At 73.7% G+C, this 17,433-nt stretch carries 14 protein-coding genes; 5 read left to right on the forward strand and 9 right to left on the reverse strand.

The genetic code is table 11. The features are described from left to right. Positions 1 to 47 precede the first annotated feature (47 nt). Positions 48 to 935: an endonuclease/exonuclease/phosphatase family protein gene (locus tag QUY26_RS01645; protein ID WP_289943297.1), complete on the forward strand. Its 888-nt coding sequence runs from the start codon at positions 48 to 50 to the stop codon at positions 933 to 935. A 148-nt stretch (positions 936 to 1,083) separates the two neighbouring features. On the opposite strand, the gene secD is transcribed toward QUY26_RS01645, so the two are convergent. After that, a complete protein-coding gene (gene secD, locus QUY26_RS01650) occupies positions 1,084 to 3,447 on the reverse strand; it encodes a protein translocase subunit SecD (protein ID WP_289943298.1) in 2,364 nt (787 codons plus the stop codon). A 286-nt stretch (positions 3,448 to 3,733) separates the two neighbouring features. After that, the gene (locus tag QUY26_RS01655; protein WP_289943299.1) at positions 3,734 to 4,168 is read right to left on the reverse strand and encodes a hypothetical protein; all 435 of its coding nucleotides are present in this window, start codon (positions 4,166 to 4,168) and stop codon (positions 3,734 to 3,736) included. 499 nt (positions 4,169 to 4,667) lie between these two features. Between QUY26_RS01655 and QUY26_RS01660 the strand changes: the two genes are divergently transcribed. Together QUY26_RS01660 and QUY26_RS01665 are read left to right on the forward strand one after the other, a co-directional pair. Next, positions 4,668 to 5,267, forward strand: coding sequence for a helix-turn-helix domain-containing protein (locus tag QUY26_RS01660; protein ID WP_436840245.1), 600 nt, complete (start codon positions 4,668 to 4,670; stop codon positions 5,265 to 5,267). Positions 5,268 to 5,308: 41 nt separating this feature from the next. Beyond that, positions 5,309 to 6,199, forward strand: coding sequence for an NUDIX hydrolase (locus QUY26_RS01665; RefSeq protein WP_289943300.1), 891 nt, complete (start codon positions 5,309 to 5,311; stop codon positions 6,197 to 6,199). On the opposite strand, the gene QUY26_RS01670 is transcribed toward QUY26_RS01665, so the two are convergent. The 4 genes from QUY26_RS01670 to QUY26_RS01685 all read right to left on the reverse strand — a co-directional run bounded on the left by QUY26_RS01670 (position 6,174) and on the right by QUY26_RS01685 (position 10,635). Further along, positions 6,174 to 6,776: a ClpP family protease gene (locus tag QUY26_RS01670; protein ID WP_289943301.1), complete on the reverse strand. Its 603-nt coding sequence runs from the start codon at positions 6,774 to 6,776 to the stop codon at positions 6,174 to 6,176. The two genes, QUY26_RS01665 and QUY26_RS01670, sit on opposite strands and share 26 nt — an antisense overlap. Continuing rightward, positions 6,773 to 7,426 carry an ATP-dependent Clp protease proteolytic subunit gene (locus tag QUY26_RS01675; RefSeq protein WP_289943302.1) on the reverse strand — a complete coding sequence of 218 codons (654 nt, stop codon included), beginning with the start codon at positions 7,424 to 7,426 and terminating at the stop codon, positions 6,773 to 6,775. The genes QUY26_RS01670 and QUY26_RS01675 overlap by 4 nt, the downstream gene beginning before the upstream one ends. A 277-nt stretch (positions 7,427 to 7,703) precedes the next feature. After that, a complete protein-coding gene (locus tag QUY26_RS01680; RefSeq protein ID WP_436840474.1) occupies positions 7,704 to 9,599 on the reverse strand; it encodes a protein-arginine deiminase domain-containing protein in 1,896 nt (631 codons plus the stop codon). A 241-nt stretch (positions 9,600 to 9,840) separates the two neighbouring features. Beyond that, on the reverse strand, positions 9,841 to 10,635 hold the full coding sequence (locus QUY26_RS01685; protein ID WP_289943303.1) for an SAM-dependent methyltransferase: 795 nt from the start codon (positions 10,633 to 10,635) through the stop codon (positions 9,841 to 9,843). 201 nt (positions 10,636 to 10,836) lie between these two features. Between QUY26_RS01685 and QUY26_RS01690 the strand changes: the two genes are divergently transcribed. Together QUY26_RS01690 and QUY26_RS01695 are read left to right on the forward strand one after the other, a co-directional pair. Further along, positions 10,837 to 11,415 carry a phosphoesterase gene (locus QUY26_RS01690; RefSeq protein WP_289943304.1) on the forward strand — a complete coding sequence of 193 codons (579 nt, stop codon included), beginning with the start codon at positions 10,837 to 10,839 and terminating at the stop codon, positions 11,413 to 11,415. Further along, complete coding sequence (locus tag QUY26_RS01695) at positions 11,412 to 12,977, forward strand: alkaline phosphatase D family protein (protein WP_289943305.1); 1,566 nt, start codon at positions 11,412 to 11,414, stop codon at positions 12,975 to 12,977. Before QUY26_RS01690 ends, QUY26_RS01695 begins: the two co-directional genes overlap by 4 nt. 45 nt (positions 12,978 to 13,022) lie before the next feature. On the opposite strand, the gene QUY26_RS01700 is transcribed toward QUY26_RS01695, so the two are convergent. From QUY26_RS01700 to QUY26_RS01710, 3 genes are all read right to left on the reverse strand, one after another. Continuing rightward, positions 13,023 to 13,688 carry a hypothetical protein gene (locus QUY26_RS01700; protein WP_289943306.1) on the reverse strand — a complete coding sequence of 222 codons (666 nt, stop codon included), beginning with the start codon at positions 13,686 to 13,688 and terminating at the stop codon, positions 13,023 to 13,025. 598 nt (positions 13,689 to 14,286) lie between these two features. Continuing rightward, positions 14,287 to 14,973, reverse strand: a complete 687-nt coding sequence (locus QUY26_RS01705; protein ID WP_289943307.1) for a response regulator — start codon at positions 14,971 to 14,973, stop codon at positions 14,287 to 14,289. Next, entirely contained in the window at positions 14,970 to 17,411 is a 2,442-nt protein-coding gene (locus QUY26_RS01710) for a sensor histidine kinase (protein WP_289943308.1), read from the reverse strand. The genes QUY26_RS01705 and QUY26_RS01710 overlap by 4 nt, the downstream gene beginning before the upstream one ends. Positions 17,412 to 17,433 lie beyond the last annotated feature (22 nt).

Here is a 17,433-nt window from a genome sequence, read left to right on the forward strand (position 1 = left end):
GCGGACAGTGGACGCAGACCCAGGACAGATCTACGACAGGGGGACCAATGACCAGATCGAGCCGCGGCAGGGCCGTTCTCGCCGCGAACGCCGGGCTGATCGCCTTGCTGGCGACCGCGGGAGCCGTCAGTCCCGCGCAGGCCGGTTCCGCGCGGACAGATTCCGCCGGCGCCGGCGAAGCGTCGACCCGCGTGGTGCCGAACAGGATCATGTCGTGGAACTCCAACGGCCAGCAGAACGGCACACCCGAGAACCTCGCCCGACACATCAAGCGCTTCAAGCCGCGCGTGGTCGTCCTGCAGGAGTCGTGCAGGACGGAAGTACAAAAGGCCGTGAAGCTGCTCAAGCAGGACGAAATGGAGTACAGCTTCAAGCACGGGCCGGGCACCATCAACTTCGGCTGCGACGGGTGGAGTCCGCTCGGCCTCTCCGTGCTGTACGCCAAGGGCACCTCGTTTCAGGGCTATCGCCACAAGGAGTACGCCCAGGACGAGTGGTCCGAGGCCCGCGCCTACCAGACGTTCTCCACCCGGCTCGCAGGCCAACGGGTCCAGGTGTTCAACACGCACCTCAGCGACGGGGGCGCACGCGATCTGAGGACCGCGCAGATCAGGGAACTGCTGGGTGCCGCTCGCGGGCACGGGCGGGTACTGATGGGCGGTGACTTGAACGCCCAGCCGTCCTACCCCGAGATGAAACCGATCTGGGATGCCTCGTTCCGTGACGTGGATCCGTTCTGCCGATGGAACGGCGGTCGCCCGGACGCCCGGTGCAAGTCGACGTATGTCAACGTGCCCAGGAAGTTCGACTACATCCTCCACCGAGGCATCAACTCCCGGAACTGCATGCTGGCAACGGTGAACCGGGACCACCGGATCGTCATCAGCGACGTCACGACCGCCGCGGGCCCGCAGGCCCCCTGCTCGGACGTCTGATCACCGCTCGGCGGTGCCGCCCTGCGGAGGGGAGGCGGCACCGGGCGACTCGTCGCCGGACGGGTCGGGGGAAAGCGCCCGTCCGGCGGTCGAGGACGGAGCCGTGGCCCGGGCAGGGGGACCCGGGCCACGGCCTTCCGTCGAGGGATCAGACCACCGCGCCCGTTCCGCGCTGTCGGCGTCGGGCCTCCAGCGGGCTGGCGGGCCGGTCCTGCTTCTGCGGTGCCGACCGCCCTCGCGGTGCGCCCGGATTGCGGCGCTCCAGGGACACCGCCACCGGCACCGCCACGGACACCGTCGACGCCACGCCCACGATGACGCCGGCGATCAGGGCCACCGAGAAGTCGGCGAGGGAGTCGCCACCGAGGACGGCGAGGGCGGCCAGGACGAACAGGGCGCCCATGCCTGTGTTGACCGTGCGCGGGAGGGTGCGGATCACGGCGGTGTTGGCTGTTCTGGCCAGGTCGGCGCGGGGGTCGCGGCGGCGGGCCTCGCGGATGCGGTCGAAGACGACCACCGTGTCGTTCACGGAGTAGCCGATAACGGTGAGCACGGCCGCGAGGAAGACGCTGTCGACGGTCTTGCCGAGCCACGCGAACAGGCCCACCACGAGCAGCACGTCGTGGACCATCGCGGCGATCGCAGCCGACGCGAACGTCCAGCGGAACCGGACGGTGAGATAGGCGAGTTGAGCGGCCACCGCGATGCCGAGGGCGATGAGCGCCTTCTGGCGCAGCTCGTCACCGAGGCTCGGGCCGATGCGCTCGTCGCGTTCGACGGTGGCCTGCCCGCCGCCCTTCTCCGCCAGGGCCTCCTTGATCTTCTCCTGCTCGGCGTCGCTGAGTTCACCGGTCCGTACGGTGATGTCGTCCGATCCCGACTCCTGCACCACCGCGCGCGGGAAACCGGCGTCGGCGACGGCCTTGCGGGCGGTGTCGGCGTCGACCTGCTTGCTGGTGCTGTACTCGACGAGGCGCCCGCCGGTGAACTCCACGCCCAGGTCGAGGCCGCGCAGCGCGATGCCCGCGACGGCCACGGCGACGAGCAGGGAGCTCGCGCCGAGCCAGCGGCGCCGGTGCCGCACGATCTGCGGCTCACGGCGCGCGAGCAGGGTGCGCAGCCGGCCCGTGGTGGCGAGGCCGGTGAGGCGCGGGGTGTGCCGCACGAACCCGCGGCGGACGGCGGTCTCGGCAAGCACCCGCGTGACCACGAACGCCGACACCATCGACACCAGGACGCCGATGGACAGCGTCACGCCGAAGCCCTTCACCGGCCCGGTCGCGAAGGTGAAGAGCAGGCCCGCGGCGAGGAGTGTCGTGACGTTGGAGTCGATGACGGCGCTCCAGGCCTTGGTGAAGCCGGTGTGCAGGGCCTTGGGCAGGCCGCCGGCCCCCGCGCCCCGGCTACGGGCGTCCGGGTTGGTGGCGCGGGCGCCCAGGTACTCCTCCCGCGCGCGTTCGAAGACCAGCACGTTCGCGTCGACCGCCATGCCGATCGCGAGCACGAATCCGGCGAGCCCCGGCAGCGTCAGCGTGGCGCCGAGCGCGAGCAGGGCCGCGTACGACATGAGTCCGTACAGGGCGAGCGCCACGGTGGCGAGCGCGCCGAGGAGCCGGTAGACGAAGGTGATGAACAGGGCGGTCAGGGCGAGGCCGATGAGGGCGGCCTGGGTGCTCGCGGCGATGGCGTCGGCGCCGAGCGTGGGGCCGACGGTGCGCTGTTCGACGACGTCGACGGGCACCGGCAGGGCGCCGCCCTTGACGAGCGCGGCCAGGTCCTTGGCCTCGTCCTCGTCGAACCCGCCGGTGATCTGGGTGCTGCCGCCGGTGATGCCGGCCCCGCAGCGGACGTCCGCGTTCACGCCGGGCGCCGAGATGACCTTCCCGTCGAGGACGATGGCGACGCGCCGTTCGGGCGCGCCCTGCGGCGCGCACGCGGCCTCGCCGGTGACACGCGCCCAGTCGCCGCCCGCCTTCCCGCGGAAGTCGAGCGTGACCTGCCAGCCGTTCATGGACTGCTGGTCGAAGACCGCCTCGGCGTTCTTGACGCCCTCGCCGGTGAGCGCGGTCGGGCCGAGCACGAGGTGGCCGCCGGGCCGGTCGGGGTCGGGCAGGGTGCGGGAGCCGTCGGCGGCGGGCCGGGCCGAGCCCTTCCGGTCGGTCTCCCCGGTCACCGGGTGCACGGTCAGCTGCGCGGTGCGGCCGATCACCTCGGAAGCCTCCCGGGGGTCGCGCACTCCCGGCAGCTCGACGACGATCCGCCGGTCCCCGGCCTGCGCGAGGCTCGGCTCGGACACGCCGAGGGCGTCCACGCGCTGCCGCAGGACCTCAAGGGCCCTGCGGGTGGCGTCGGCGTCGGCTTCGACGGTGGGTGAGTCCTTGGTCTGCAGGACGATCTGCGTACCGCCTCTGAGGTCGAGGCCGAGGCGGGGTGACTGGGTGAGGGCGAGGTACAGCGAGGCGGCGACGGCGACGAGTGCGACGATCGCCCGCCAGATGGGTGCGCGGGGCATGGGTGTTCTCCACATCCACGGGGACGCATGGGGCCAGGGGGTCGTGGGGCGGTGAGGCCCGCCGGTCCGGGCGGTCCATGGGTCCGTGAGGTCCATGAGGTCGTGCGGGACACGGGGCCGTGAGGCTCAGGGGCCAGCTGGTTCCTGTGGCCGTGAGGTTCACGAGGCCGTGACGTTCACGAGAAAGGCATGACGAAGGGCGGACGGCCCCGGGAACGGGCCGGGCGCGGGGCAGGCTCGCGCCCCGGCGTGACCGGCCGGTCGGGCGGCGTCCGGTGAGGTGTCGTCAGCTCCGTCGGGACGGGGGCCCGCGCGGCTCGGGAGCGGCGTCCGCGAACCGCGTGGACGGTGTGGAGCTACCCGGGCGTGTGTCCGGTCCGCCGAGGGCCCGCAGCGGCGCGCGGTCGGCACGGGGGCCGGTGGCAACGGGGTACGGCGGGTGCGGGACGTGGGCCTGGTGGAGGTGCGCGACGGTCGCGTGGACGGCGCGCGGGGCGTCCTGGCCGGACGAGGCGTACGGGCCGTGTGCCCTGGGGCGTTGCTGGCTCGGGGAGTTGGTGGCGTGCGGGCCGCTGGACGGGGCCGTCGCCGTCGCCCAGGCCTGGACGGCGGGCCCCGTGGCCGCGCTCGCGGCGCGGGACGGCACGACGAACGCCAGGACGGCGACGACGGCCGAGAGCAGCGAGGCGGCCAGGCGCGCCGACCGGGTGCGGTAGGGCACTCGGAGCCTCCTGGTCGAGTCGGTGCCCGGGGCGGCGTCTGGGCGGCTGCGGGTGGTGCGTGAGCGGGTGGTGCGTGAGCGGGTGGTGCGTGAGCGGGTGGTGCGTGAGCGGGTGGTGCGTGGTGGGTACTTGGGGTCGGGACGGTCGGTACGTGGTGACGGGCTCCGGTGCGCGGTGGGCGCGCGGGGCGCCAATCGCTTCAACGCGCGGGGCACTTGATTAGGTTCCCGGCGGCACGCCCCGACGTGCTGCGGATGCGGCGCATGCCGACGCCTCGCAGACGCGGCGCACCCCTACGTGCTGCGGCCGCAGCAGATCCCGACGCGTGTGGACGGGCCTGCCCCCCTTCCGCCTCCCCACACCCCACACTCTGCGCCCCGCCCAGGAGTTCCCCCTTGCCCTCCCCCGTTCTCCCCCCGGACTTCGCCCGTGGCAGAACGCGCTATGCCATCGGCAGAACGCCGACCACCAGGAGGGCACCCCTCCTACCCTGAAGCCGTGACCAGCCACGCGACGAACCCGACGAATCCCACGAGCCCTCCACGCCGGGCGGGCCGGGCCGCCGCCCGCGTCATCCCCCTGCGGCCCACGCGTCCCGCTCGCCCGGACCGGGATCCCGGGGCCGCGCCGCCGCAGGCCGCGCCGGCCGCCGCGCCCGCCCCTGGTGCCGCCCGTGGCCCCGCCGCCAAGGAGCCCCTGTGGCGCCACCTCGTCGGGAACGTGCTGCGCCGCGAACGCCGTGCCCAGGAGCGCACCCTGAAGGACGTCGCGGACGCGGCGCGGATCTCGGTGCCTTATCTCTCGGAGGTGGAGCGCGGCCGCAAGGAGGCCTCGTCCGAAGTGCTCGCCGCGGCGGCCGCCGCCCTCGGCCTCGACCTCGCCGACCTGCTCGTACTGGCCCACGGCGAGCTGCTCGTCGCCGCGCGCCGCCCGCGCTCCCGGGATCCGCGTGCCACGACGCCGACCGCGTCGGCCGGGCGGCACGAGGCCGCGGCGCCCCGGCAGCGCGCGGTGTCCGTCGTCACCGCCCCCCTGGCGGCGGCGCGCGGCACCACGAACCACGGCTTGCACCAGACCGAACTGCGGCTCGCCGCCTAGGCCCCCGGGTGGCCCCGACCCCGGCAGGGACGACCGGTGCGGTGCCGCCCCCGCCCGGCGTCGAGCTCCTGGACGTACGCCGTGTCCGTCTCGTGGAGGCGGCCGCGCCCGAGCCGCCGCCGTGGGAGCGCCTGGCCATGGACCGCCTCTGGGACGAGGCGGTCCTCGCCAACCCGAGCCTGTTCGACGGGCCGGTGGCGGCGTGCGCCGGGCTGGCCCGGGAGGGGCCGCACGGCGTGGTCGTCACCTGGGCCAGGACGACGTACCGGCGCTACGCGCTGCGGTGGGTGCCGGGCGCCACCGCGCGCCTGCCCGCGCTCTTCGTCGACGTCGTGCAGCCGACCGAGGACGGTCGGCTGCTCGTGGGCCGGATGGGGCGGTCGACGTCCGCGCCCGGCCGCTGGCTGCTGCCGGGCGGCTCCGTGGAGCCGCCCGGCGAGGGCCGGGCGCTCGACCTGGCGGCGCTGCGCGGGCACGCCGCCCGCGAGCTGGCCGAGGAGACCGGCGTGGAGTCGGCGCCCGGGGAGCTCCGGCTGTGGCTCGTGACGCGCGGGGCGCACGGCGGCGTCGGCGTCCTGTTCCTCGCTCCGCCCCGCCCGGCCGCGCTGCTGCGCGAGCGCTTCGCGGCCCTGGTGTCCGCCGAGAAGGACCGGGGCCGCGAGCCTGAGCTCGACCGCATCACGCTCGTCGGCTCCCCGGCCGAGCTGGCGGAGCTGACCGGGCCGGGCGCCGACCTCGCCGACTATCTGGTGCCGGTCATGACCCGGTACGCGGCGGACGCACTCCTCGGACCGGCACCCCTCAGACCGGAACAGCCCGGACCGGCACCGCCCGAACGGGCACTGCCCGAACCGGCACCCGCCGGACCGGCACAGCCCGAACCGGCGCCGTCCGGGCCCGCACCGCTCAGACCGTCAGCGCCCGGCGGCTGACGACCTCGTCGGCGAGTCCGTAGGCGACCGCCTCGTGCGCGGTGAAGACCTTGTCCCGGTCGGTGTCCGCGCGGAGCGTGGCCACGTCGTGGTGAGTGTGCCGGGCGAGGACCTCCTCCACCTGGGCGCGGATCCGCACCATCTCCTTGGCGTGCAGACTCAGGTCCGAGACGGTGCCCTGCTGTCCGCCGCTCGCGGGCTGGCCGAGCAGCACCCGCGCGTGCTCAAGGACGAACCGCCGCCCGGGGTCGCCGCCCGCGAGCAGCACGGCCGCGGTCGAGGCGGCCTGGCCCACGCAGAACGTCGAGATCGGCGCGCCGACGAACGTCATGGTGTCGTAGATCGCCATGAGTGAGGTGACGGAGCCGCCGGGCGAGTTGATGTAGAGCGCGATCTCGTGCTCGGGCGCGGCGGACTCCAGGTGGAGAAGCTGGGCGATGACGACGTTCGCGACGCCGTCGTCGATCTCGGTGCCGAGGAAGATGATGCGCTCGGAGAGGAGCCGGCTGTAGACGTCGTACGCGCGCTCGCCCTGCGGGGTGCGTTCGACAACGGTCGGGATCGTGTACTGGCTCATGACTGAAGTCCCATCCGTCGCTTCGAGGCCGCCGGACGGACGTCGGCGAACGACGTCACGATGTGGTCGACCATGCCGTACTCCTTGGCCTGTTCGGCCGTGAACCAACGGTCGCGGTCGCCGTCGCGGGCGATGGTCTCCGGGGTCTGCCCGGTGTGCTCCGCGGTGATCTGCTCCATGGTCCGCTTGGTGAACTCGAGGTTCTCCGCCTGGATCGCGATGTCGGCGGTGGTGCCGCCGACGCCCGCGGAGGGCTGGTGCATCATGATGCGCGCGTTCGGCAGCGCGTGCCGCTTGCCGGGGGTGCCGACGGTGAGCAGGAACTGGCCCATGCTGGCGGCGAAGCCCATGGCAAGGGTGGACACGTCGTTGGGGATCAGCCGCATGGTGTCGTAGATGGCGAGCCCGGCGTGCACGCCGCCGCCGGGGCTGTTGATGAACAGGCTGATGTCGGTGCGCGGGTCCTCGGCGGACAGCAGCAGGAGCTGGGCGCAGACCCGGTTCGCGGAGACCTCGTCGACCTGGGTGCCGAGGAACACGATGCGCTGGCCGAGGAGTTGGGCGGCCAGTTGGTCGTCGAAGCGGGTGGCGGGGGTGTCCCCGTCCTCGGCGCGCGGGTGCGCGGGCCAGTCGTTGATCGGGGGTGTCATCGCGGGGCCTCCTCGTCGCGGTGCGGTCAGTGGGACCACTGTGGATCGCGACGAGGAGGATCGGCGGATTTCTCGGCCGTCGGCAGATTCGCCGAGGGCAGAGGCGCCGCGCAACAGCCGGGGCAGAGACGCCGGCGCGCAACCGCCGAGGCCACAGCCCCTGCGGAGCGGGGGCCGGGCTTCGGCAGAGCACGCGTGAGCCGAGCGGGACCGGCGCCCGTGAGGGCGCACCGGTCCCGCGGGGACAGCAGGGACAGCAGGGACAGCAGAGAAAGCCCTACGCCTTGGGCCACCACGGCGCGGTGGCGTCGCGCAGGGTGTTGGTGCCGCAGTGCACCTCACCCATGCCGAGGTGGTACGTGTACCAGTCGTCGATGTAGGTCGTCTTGAAGCCGGCCTTGGCGTACACCGAGGTCACGGCATCGGTGAAGATGTCGCGGCCACCGATGACCGGTCCCCACTGCTGGGGCGCGAGGTAGCGCGTCGGGCTGAGCAGGACGCCGTTGACGGCGCCCGGCACGTAGGCACTGTGCGTCCGGGTGGGAGCCTGGCGGGCGGTGGCGCCGCCGCGGTCCTGCTGCTCCTCTGCGCCGCGCAGCTGGTTGAACTTCTGCAGCCGGTCGGGGCCCATGCGGCGCAGCGTGCGGCTGTCGCTGAGGGAGCTGCTCTCGTCCCCGTCCCGCGTGAACAGGCCGGGCACCTTGACGATCTCGTCGTCGGTGATGCCGGTCTCGCGCTTGAGGATGTCGAGGTTCGCCTTGATGCGCCCGGCCGCGAGCTTGTTGTCGGCGTGGAACTTCGACGAGGCGAGGACCTTGTCGATGGTCTCCTTGGGGGCAGGGACGTCGGGAGAACTCGGCACGGAGAACATCTTCTTGGCACCGTGGCCCTCCCGCTTGGCCTTGGCGAGGAGCTCCACGCCCATGGCCGGGTCGGCGACGCCTATCCGCCAGCCGCGCGGGGTGTCCGCGGGCAGGAACTGGATGAACTCGTCCACGTGGCCGACCGTCAGCCAGGACGTGTCGAGCAGCAGCGGGGCCTGCACGCCCTGCGACTTCAGGAACGTGCGCATCGCCTTGGCGGGCTTGGAGCCGGAGTCGGCACGGTAGCCCTGGATGATGCGTCCGGCGGGGTAGCTCTTGCCGTTCAGGGTGTACGGCGGAATGGTCTCCAGGTTGCCCATGGAATTGAGCGTCCATTCCTCGCTGTCGCGCACCCCGTTGACCTGCACGACGCCGACGTCCGGTCCGCGCAGCTTCTCGAACAGCTCACGGCCGGCGTCCCGGTCGGGCTGCGCGGAGCGGATGAGGACGCGCATGGTGTGCTGCTTGCCGCCGGGGCCCGGCACGCTCGCGTAGGCCGGTTCGACGAAGTCCTGCGCCCACGGGTCGGCATACTTGGTGAACTTCGTCATGGGCTTGCTGATCCCGGCGTCCTTCACCTTCTTGGCGAGGTCCTTGACGAACTTCTGCTGGGCGCGGCTGTAGGGGCCCTGGCCCTGCACCTCGGTGACGAGGACTTCCTCGGTGCGCTGCAGGTGGTGGTGGGTCAGGACGGGGGCGGTGCGCAGCACGACGTCGTCGGAGCGGGACGTGCCGCCGCTGGTGACGGTGAAGCGGACCTTCACCTCGCCGTTCCACTTCGCCGCGTCACGCACGACGTCGGTGGCCTCCACGCCCAGCTCGACGCCGTTGCGCAGCTCCTTGGTGGTGAGCTTGTCGGTGGGCCGCAGCAGCGACCAGCGCCCGTCGCGCTTGATGAAGAGGCGAGACTTCTTGGAGCCGGTGCCGACCGTCTTGGCGGTGCCGTGGCTGCCCGCGGGGGTCTTGGGCAGCGGCACGGTCTTGAGCCGGGCCAGGTCGGCGGCGTCGCGTGCCCCGTTGACCTTGGTGTCCGACGCGTCGTTGCAGCGGGCCAGCTTGGCGTCCGTCAAGGGCTCGCCCTGCGCGTCCTTGACGGGGCAGCGCTTGGCGTCGTCGTCGACGTTCGGCAGGACGAGGGCGCCGCGGGTCGCCGTCCAGGTGTTCTCACCGGCGGAGTCGGTGGTGCCCTCGACGTCGACGGTGCCGTCGCGGTTCACGTCGGCGCGCAGATCGGGCACCTGGGGTGCGGCCTGGGCACTGCCCGTCTCGGCCATGGCGGTCGCTCCGGTGGCGGCGAGTACGCCGGCCATCCCGGTGGCGAGGGCGGCGTTTCTCCATCTGTGCGTGCGCACAGTTCCCCTCCTTGTTCTGGCCCTCTGGTCAGTTGGTCAAGGCGAGGGCCGTTGACAAGGAAGAGTCATCCCGGGCGCGGGAGGTTGCCACGCGAGGAGGAAAGGAAGAGAGGAAGAGAGGAAAATCGCCGCGCGGGACCGCGTCCGTGGCCGTGGTCGGGGACGCGTCCGCGTCCGTGGCCGTGGCCGCATCCGGAGGTCAGGGCTTGCGGGCGACGCCGCCGAAGTCGTCGACCTCCGCGGGCTGCTCGGACCCTCCGGGCACCGGGCGCCACCGGGACACCGAGACCAGGCCGGGTTCGACGAGGTCGAGGCCGTCGAAGAACCGGGCGAGTTCTTCGGGGCTGCGGTTGACCCGCGGGTTGTCGCCGGCCTCGTTCCACTGCTCGATCATCCGCCGCATCTGCTCGGGCCGGATCACCTCGGTGTCGTCGCACAGGACGAGGTGGCTGCCCGACGGCAGGGCGTCGGTCAGGCGGGCCACGACCTCGTAGGCCGAGTCGTCGGTGAGGTGGGCGGTGATGCCGAGCAGCATGAGGGCGATGGGCCGGGTGAAGTCCAGAGTGGCGGCGGCGCGTTCCAGGATCGTGCCGGGGTCGCGCAGGTCGGCTTGGATGTAGTCGGTCGCGCCCTCGGGGGCGCTGGTGAGCAGGGCCGCGGCGTGGGCGAGGACGATCGGGTCGTGGTCGACGTAGACGATCCGGGAATCGGGGGCGGTCCGCTGGGCGACCTCGTGGGTGTTGTCCGCGGTGGGCAGCCCGGTGCCGACGTCCAGGAACTGCCGGATCCCGGCCTCGGCGACGAGGTACGTCACCGCGCGCGCCAGGAAGGCCCGCTGGGCGCGGGCGATCTCGGTGATCTCCGGGTTGGCCGCCCGGATCCGGTCGCCGACCTGCCGGTCGACCTCGTAGCAGTCCTTGCCGCCCAGCCAGTAGTTCCAGATGCGCGCCGAGTGCGGCACGTTGCTGTTGATGAGCGACACGTCGTACGTCATGACGACTCCCCCTGGTCCGTCGGCCCCTGCCGCCCTCAACCTAGCCCGCTGTGCCCGCGCCGTCACGGGAACGGAGGGAGCCCCGGGGGTGGGGGCGCACCCGGGGCGGGCTGGTAACAGAATTCGCCGAAACGCTTCTCCTGGTTCATGCGGGGCTGGTGGGCTGACCGCGCTCAACTCACCGATCAACAGGAGGCGTGCGTGAATCTCGTCGTCAACGGCGACGCGGAGAGCGGTCCGGGCGGCACAGCCGAACCCGTCGCGAAGGTCCGCGGCTGGAAGGTCGCCCAGGGAGCCCCCGCGCTCATCGCCTACAGCCTCGGCGGGGGCTACCCGACCCCGGCGGACCCCGGCCCGGCCCGGCGTGGCAGCCGCTTCTTCGCGGGCGGGAACAGCCCACGGACCACGCTGGTCCAGGACATCCCCCTGCCCCGGAGCGGCCCGACGGGACGGCGCGCCGTCGACGCGGGCAAGGTGCGGTACACCGTGACGGCGTGGCTCGGCGGCTACGCGACGCAGGAGGACGGCGCTCGGCTGTCCGTGGAGTTCCGCGACGCCAAGGGCACCCCGGTCGCCCTCAGCGTCCTCGGGCCCGTCGGCGCGGCCGACCGCGGGGGCCGCACGGGGCTCCTGGAGCGCACGGCGGAGGCGGCCGTACCGCCCACCGCCCGCTCCGCCCGGGTCCTGCTCGTCTTCACCCGCAGCGGCGGCGGAACCTCCAACGACGGCTACGCGGACGCCCTTTCCCTCACCCTCGAGCCCGCCGGAGACCGCCGATGACCGTCAACCGCCGTGACCTGCTCAAGTCCGCCGCGGCCGCGGGCGCGCTCAGCCTCGCCTGGCCGCTCGCCTCGGGCCTGACCCCGGCACAGGCCCGCGAGGCGGCCGAGAACCTGGGCGCCGAGTACGACCGCGCGCCCTTCACGCTCGGCGTGGCCTCCGGTGATCCGCAGCCCCACTCGGTGCTCCTGTGGACCAGACTCGCGCCCGAACCCCTGGCCGCGGAGCAGAGACTGCCCGAGGTCGTCGAGGTCGACTGGGTCGTCGCCAAGGACCCGGGGCTGCGCCGCGTCGTGGCCCGGGGCACCGCGCCCGCGTCCGCGACGCTCGGCCACAGCGTGCACGTGCCGGTCCGCGGCCTCGCGCCCGGCCGCCACTACTGGTACGCGTTCAAGGCGCTCGGCAGGACCAGCCGCGTCGGACGTACGAAGACGGCGCCGCGCGGCCGGGTCTCCAAGGTGACCTTCGCAGCCGCGAACTGTCAGGCGTTCCACGACGGCTTCTACGCCGCGCACCGCGGGATCGCCCGCGAGAAGGTCGACTTCGTCGTCCACCTCGGCGACTACATCTACGAGCACGGCCAGGTCGGCGGCGTACCCGAGAAGCACGTGCGCGACCACGACGGGCCCGAGATCCTCACCCTCGGCGACTACCGCAAACGGCACGCACTGTACAAGGGTGACAAATCACTGCGGGAGGCGCACGCGGCCCACCCGTGGTTCCTCACCTGGGACGACCACGAGGTGGTCAACGACTACAGCGGCACCGGGGGCGGCGCGCCGTTCATGCGGCGCCGCGCCGCCGCGTACCAGGCGTGGTTCGAGCACATGCCGCACCGCGACTCCTTCGGTGGGTCCGCCCTGCCGGACCCGGAGATCCACCGGGTGCGCCGCTGGGGAGACCTGCTCGAACTCGCCGTCCTCGACCTGCGCTCGTACCGCTCGGCGCAGAACCTGCCCGACGGCACGATCCTCGGCGCCGAGCAGAAGTCCTGGCTGAAGAAGACGGTCGACCGCGCCCCCGACGCCTGGCACGTCTGGGCCAACTCGATCATGCTGAGCCAGCTGCGGGGCAAGCCGGGCGGTTCGTACATGTTCACCGACCAGTGGGACGGGTTCCTCGCCGAGCGCAAGGAGGTCCTCGGGCACGTCCACCAGAGCGGCCTGGAGGACCTGGTCGTCATCACCGGCGACTGGCACTCGGCGTTCGTCGACGACGTCCGCACGGACTTCGACGAGCCCGATTCCCCGCTGGTGGGCACGGAGTTCACCGCGCACTCGGTGACGTCCGGCGCCTACTCCCCCGAGTGGAACGCCGCCAACGGTCCCGTCATGGGCAAGGCCAATCCGCACCTGAAGTACTTCGAGGGCAACCGGTACGGCTACGACGTGTACGAGGTCACGCCGGAGCGGTTCAGCGCCCACATGCGGGTCATCGGCGACCGCCGCGACCCGCGCTCGCCGGTCAGCACGCTGACGACGTTCCATGTGGACCGGGGCAAGGCCGGGTCGTACGAGGACGAGGGCACGAAGAACTCGCCGGCGCAGTACCGCAGGGACTGACACAGCGTCGGGTGGGCGCGCCCCGGCCCGGGTGCCGGGGCGCGCTCACCCGCCGTACCAGCCGCCCGCCGGGGCGCCGTCCGAGGGGTCGAAGGACTGGTGCAGGCCGACGAGCGCGCTCACCAGGCGGGGGTCCCAGCCCTCTTCGAGGACCTGGTACTCGTCGGCGATGCCGCGGAAGACGAGATGGGCACGGCGGGAGCCGTCGCGCCAGATCACCCGGCGGGGCGGGCCGAAACCGCCGTCGCCCTCGCCGAGTACGGCCATGATCATGCTCACCCACCCCAGCACCATGCCGCAGGGCCACCACACCGCCCACCAGAACAGTCGGCCCCTGCGACCCCGGACGACCGGGCCGACGGTGGGCTCCACGGTCCATTCGGTCCGGCGGAAGGGGCGACGGCGGTAGGTGATCCGGCCGAGCGGGGCGCCATGGCCGTCGTCGATCAGGTAGACGGCGTGTTCGCGGCCCAGTCGCCGCTCGGTGCGGACACGGGCCATCGGCGGTGTGCCGTCCACCGTGATGTCGAAGTCGCGTGCGGACGTGTCCCGTCCGCCTGCCGCGGCACCCCGACCACGGACGGACTCGTGGTTCCGGCGCAGCCACGCCAGTTCACCGCCGTCGCGCCACTTCTGGGGCGGCCGCCAGTTCACGATCTGCGGTGCGTTCCTGGTGTAGTCCACCCGGTACGACATGAGCTGCTGCGCCACGCTGTCCCTCTCCCCGTCCACTCCTGTACGCGACGGTCCCGCCGGTGCCATGCGGGACCCAGTGAGGGGCCCGAGGCCAGGGCCGGGGCGTCTCCTGGCCCGTCAAGGCGGTATCACAGGGCGCTCTTCGGTGCCTCACTCACCCGCCCGACCCTCTCATCAGTCACGACGGCCCCTGTGAGCGGGGCCCCGGCTGTACCTCACCCACGGTCGGCTTGCGGCTCTCCTGGCACAGTTGCTGCTCGGTCTCGTCTACGCCCATGCGGTGGAGCTGCAGCACCAAGCACTGCACGGCACGGGGTTCCGCTCCGCGCGGAAGAGCCGGGCGGTCGGCACCGCGCTGGGTTCGCCGAATCCCTCATGCACGACAGCGCGGTCAAGTACAACCCAGTCGAGTAGCCGCCGGTCAGGACGGTGTCCGGGCGACGCGTCCAGCGCACCCGCAGCACCACCTCTCAACTGGCCGCAGGCAGGGACTTCTGCCGGCCGCCGTCGCCCCCGTCGCCGACGACGCCCGGCATCCGCGTCGCCCTCCCCGCGTGTACGGCAAGGATCTGGACCACGTGGACGCCATGGGACGGCGCCGAGCCACCTGCTCTCAACCAGGTCGGGACGGGCTGTCGCGGTCCCCCGGGCCGACGAGGCCCACTTCGTACGCGAGGATGATCGCTTGTGCGCGGTCCCGCAGCGACAGCTTGGCCAGCAGGGAGTTCATGTGCGTCTTCACGGTGGAGCGGCCGACGCCGAGGGCTTCGGCGATCTCGGCGTTGCTGAGGCCCCGGGCGACCTCGCGCAGGACGTCGCGCTCGCGCCCGGTGAGGACGTCGAGGCGGCCGTCGGGGCGGGCCCTCGGGCCGACCGCGCCGGTGGCGAAGGCGTCGATGAGGCGGCGGGTGACCTCGGGGGCGAGCAGGGCCTCTCCGGCGGCCACCGTGCGGATGGCGTCGACGAGTTCCTGGGGTTCGCAGTCCTTCAGGAGAAAGCCGGACGCGCCGCCGCGCAGGGCCGCGAACACGTACTCGTCGCGGCGGAACGTGGTGAGCACCAGGACCCGCGCGAGCGGCTCCGCCGAGGTCAGCAGGCGGGTCGCGGTCAGGCCGTCCATGCCCGGCATGCGGATGTCCATGAGGACCACGTCGGGACGGCAGGCGCGGACGACGTCCAGCGCCTCGGCGCCGTCGGCCGCCTGTCCGGCCACGGCGAGGTCAGGTTCGGCGTCGATGACGGCGACGAACCCGGCCCGGACCACGGCCTGGTCGTCGACCACGACCACGCTGACGGTCATGCGTGCGTCTCCTTCGGGGTGGGGGTGCTGGTGCGGCTGCGGGGCCTGGGTGGGGGCGGGGCGGGCTCGGCCGCGTGGTCCGGCCTAGAGGCGTCCGGGCCGAAGATGTCCGGGCCCAAGGCGTCCGGGCCCAAGGCGTCCGGCTCCTCCGACCCCTCCGCCCCCTCCATCGCGTCCAGCAGTTCCCGCAGCCCCGCCAGCGCTCTGCGCGCGGCGCTCGCCACCTCGCCCAGGGCCGTCCTCACGTCCCCGGTCCCGGAGGCGCCCGCCTCCGCATGACGTACGAGAGCCACGGTGTGCTCCACGACCGTCGCGTGCAGGCCCGTCGCGACCCGTCGCCGCTCGCCCGCCACCGCCTCGCCGACCCGTGCGGCGACCCTGTCGAGCAGCCGCCGCTCCCGAGGGCCGTCCGCGCCCCGCCGGGCCCGGGCCAGCAGGCCCAGCGCCCAGACGGGCAGCAGCCAGGGCACGGTGGCGAGTCCGAGCGCCGCGAGCAGCGCGATCGCGCCGGGGCCCGCCGACTCCGCCGGGTCGCCCGCGACCGCGAGCCCGACCGCGAGCCCGCCGACGAGGCCGACCGCCACGGGGGCGGGCCAGGTCACGCGGGCGGGACCGTACGCGCCGACCGCGTGCAGCCCGGTCAGCTCCGCCGTCCACGCCAGGGCGAGGGGGCCGAGCCAGTCGATGTCGACGAGCCCGAGGGAGGCCGCCGCCGACCAGCCGAGGCTCACCGTCAGCATGGCCGCGAGGGCCGTGGCGGGCGCGCGCCGACGCAGGAACAGCGGGGCCGCGTGGAGGGTCAACAAGGCTGCCAGGGCGGCGCGTTGGGATGTCGTGAGGCCGGGCAGGAGTGGGTCCGGCACGGCCGTCGCGAGCAGCAGCGGCAGCACGGTGGACAGGGCGAAGGCCGCCGTGTCCGCGAGAAGGCCGCGGGTCCGCGAGCGGGCGCCGGGAACCGGCAGGGTCGCCTCGACGGCCCAGCCGCCCTCCGATGTCGGTCCGGCGGTCAGCTCGCCGCCCACGCCCACGGCCCGCTCCCGCATGCCCGCGAGGCCCCGGCCCGAGCCGAGCGGGGCGCCGCCGTCCGCCCATGTCCCGCCCGGCGGCGGCCCGTTGACCACGGTGAGAGCCAGCTCCGCGGCACCGTGGCGCAGGTGCACGGCGACGGGCGCCCCGGCCGCGTACCGCATGGCGTTCGTCAGGGACTCCTGGACGATGCGGTACGCGGCCACGGAGGTGACGCCGGGCAGGGGGCGGGGGCGGCCCTCGGCGGTACGGGTGACGGGGAAACCGAGGCGTGCCAGGCCCGCGCAGAGGTGCGGGACGGACTCGTGGGGCGCGCCGCCCGCCGCCTCGTCGCCGACGGCCGCGACGAGGCGGCCCAGTGAGGCGAGGACGTCACGGCCCGACGCGGCGCCCGCGGCCAGCGCGTCGGCGGCGAGTTCGGGGCGGCCGTCGGCGAGGCGGAGAGCGGCGGCGCTCTGGACGGCGACGGCGGTGAGGTGGTGGCCCGCGGTGTCGTGCAGGTCGCGGGCCAGGCGTTCGCGTTCGGCGGCTGCTGCGGCGCGGCGTTCGCGCTCCACCTCGGCCAGGCGGGCGCGGGCCCGGGCACGGCGGGCGACGCAGTGGTGACGCAGGCGTCCGCCGAGCACGATGAGCAGGTGCAGCAGGGCGCCCGCGAGAAGGTCGTCGAGCAGCGGGCCCGACGCCTCGTCTCCGGTGCCGGGTACGGGGATCCCGTGCAGCGGAAGCACGGCGGTGGCGAGCGCGGCGGCGAGGAGCGCGTGGGGCGCGGGGCTGCGCGTGAGGGGTGCGGGGCCATGCGTGCGAGGTGCGGGGCTGCACGTGAGGGGCACGGGGCTGCGTGTGAGGGGTGCGGGGTGCCCCGTGAGAGGCGCGGGACTGCCCGTGGGAGGTACAGGGCTGCCCCCGAGAGGCACAGGCACGCGCATGGGGAGCCCAACCCCACGCGCCCCGCCCTTCAGTGGCGCCACCACTCCCCGCGCCCGCCTCCCCGCGTCACTCCCGTACGCGCGCCCCACATCACCCCGCGCGGCCAGCGAGAACAGCGCGACCCACAGCGCGCACGGCAGCGCGGGCGTCAACGCCGCCTGCGGAAGGAGCGCCTCCGCTGCGCCGTCCGCGCTCAGTGCCACGCAGAAGACCGGCAGCGGGGCCGCTCTCCGCCACACCAGGGCGAGGACGGCCACGGCGGTGGCGAGGGCTCCGAGCAGCAGGTGCCAGGTCGCCACGGCAGCGGAGGACGCCCCCGAGTCCGCGGGGGTGCCCCCGTCCAGGGCACCCGGGAGCCCTCCGCCGGTCCCGCCGTCGACGAGCACCCCGCAGAGGGCGAGAGCCAGCACGTGCCCCGCCATCAGCACGGCGGGCACCGTCACATCGGCGGCCCCCGGCCGGTCGCGTACCGCTCCCCGTCCCACGCTTCGACCCTACCGGCGCCCG

Source organism: Streptomyces flavofungini (genome assembly GCF_030388665.1).
In the GTDB taxonomy this organism is placed as follows: domain Bacteria; phylum Actinomycetota; class Actinomycetes; order Streptomycetales; family Streptomycetaceae; genus Streptomyces; species Streptomyces flavofungini_A.

Excerpts from the sequence above, each read along its gene's own strand:
- QUY26_RS01645 (WP_289943297.1), top strand. The coding sequence starts at position 48 with ATGACCAGATCGAGCCGCGGCAGGGCCGTTCTCGCCGCGAACGCCGGG.
- secD (WP_289943298.1), bottom strand. The coding sequence starts at position 3,447 with ATGCCCCGCGCACCCATCTGGCGGGCGATCGTCGCACTCGTCGCCGTC.
- QUY26_RS01670 (WP_289943301.1), bottom strand. The coding sequence starts at position 6,776 with ATGAGCCAGTACACGATCCCGACCGTTGTCGAACGCACCCCGCAGGGC.
- QUY26_RS01675 (WP_289943302.1), bottom strand. The coding sequence starts at position 7,426 with ATGACACCCCCGATCAACGACTGGCCCGCGCACCCGCGCGCCGAGGAC.
- QUY26_RS01680 (WP_436840474.1), bottom strand. The coding sequence starts at position 9,599 with ATGGCCGGCGTACTCGCCGCCACCGGAGCGACCGCCATGGCCGAGACG.
- QUY26_RS01685 (WP_289943303.1), bottom strand. The coding sequence starts at position 10,635 with ATGACGTACGACGTGTCGCTCATCAACAGCAACGTGCCGCACTCGGCG.
- QUY26_RS01695 (WP_289943305.1), top strand. The coding sequence starts at position 11,412 with ATGACCGTCAACCGCCGTGACCTGCTCAAGTCCGCCGCGGCCGCGGGC.
- QUY26_RS01705 (WP_289943307.1), bottom strand. The coding sequence starts at position 14,973 with ATGACCGTCAGCGTGGTCGTGGTCGACGACCAGGCCGTGGTCCGGGCC.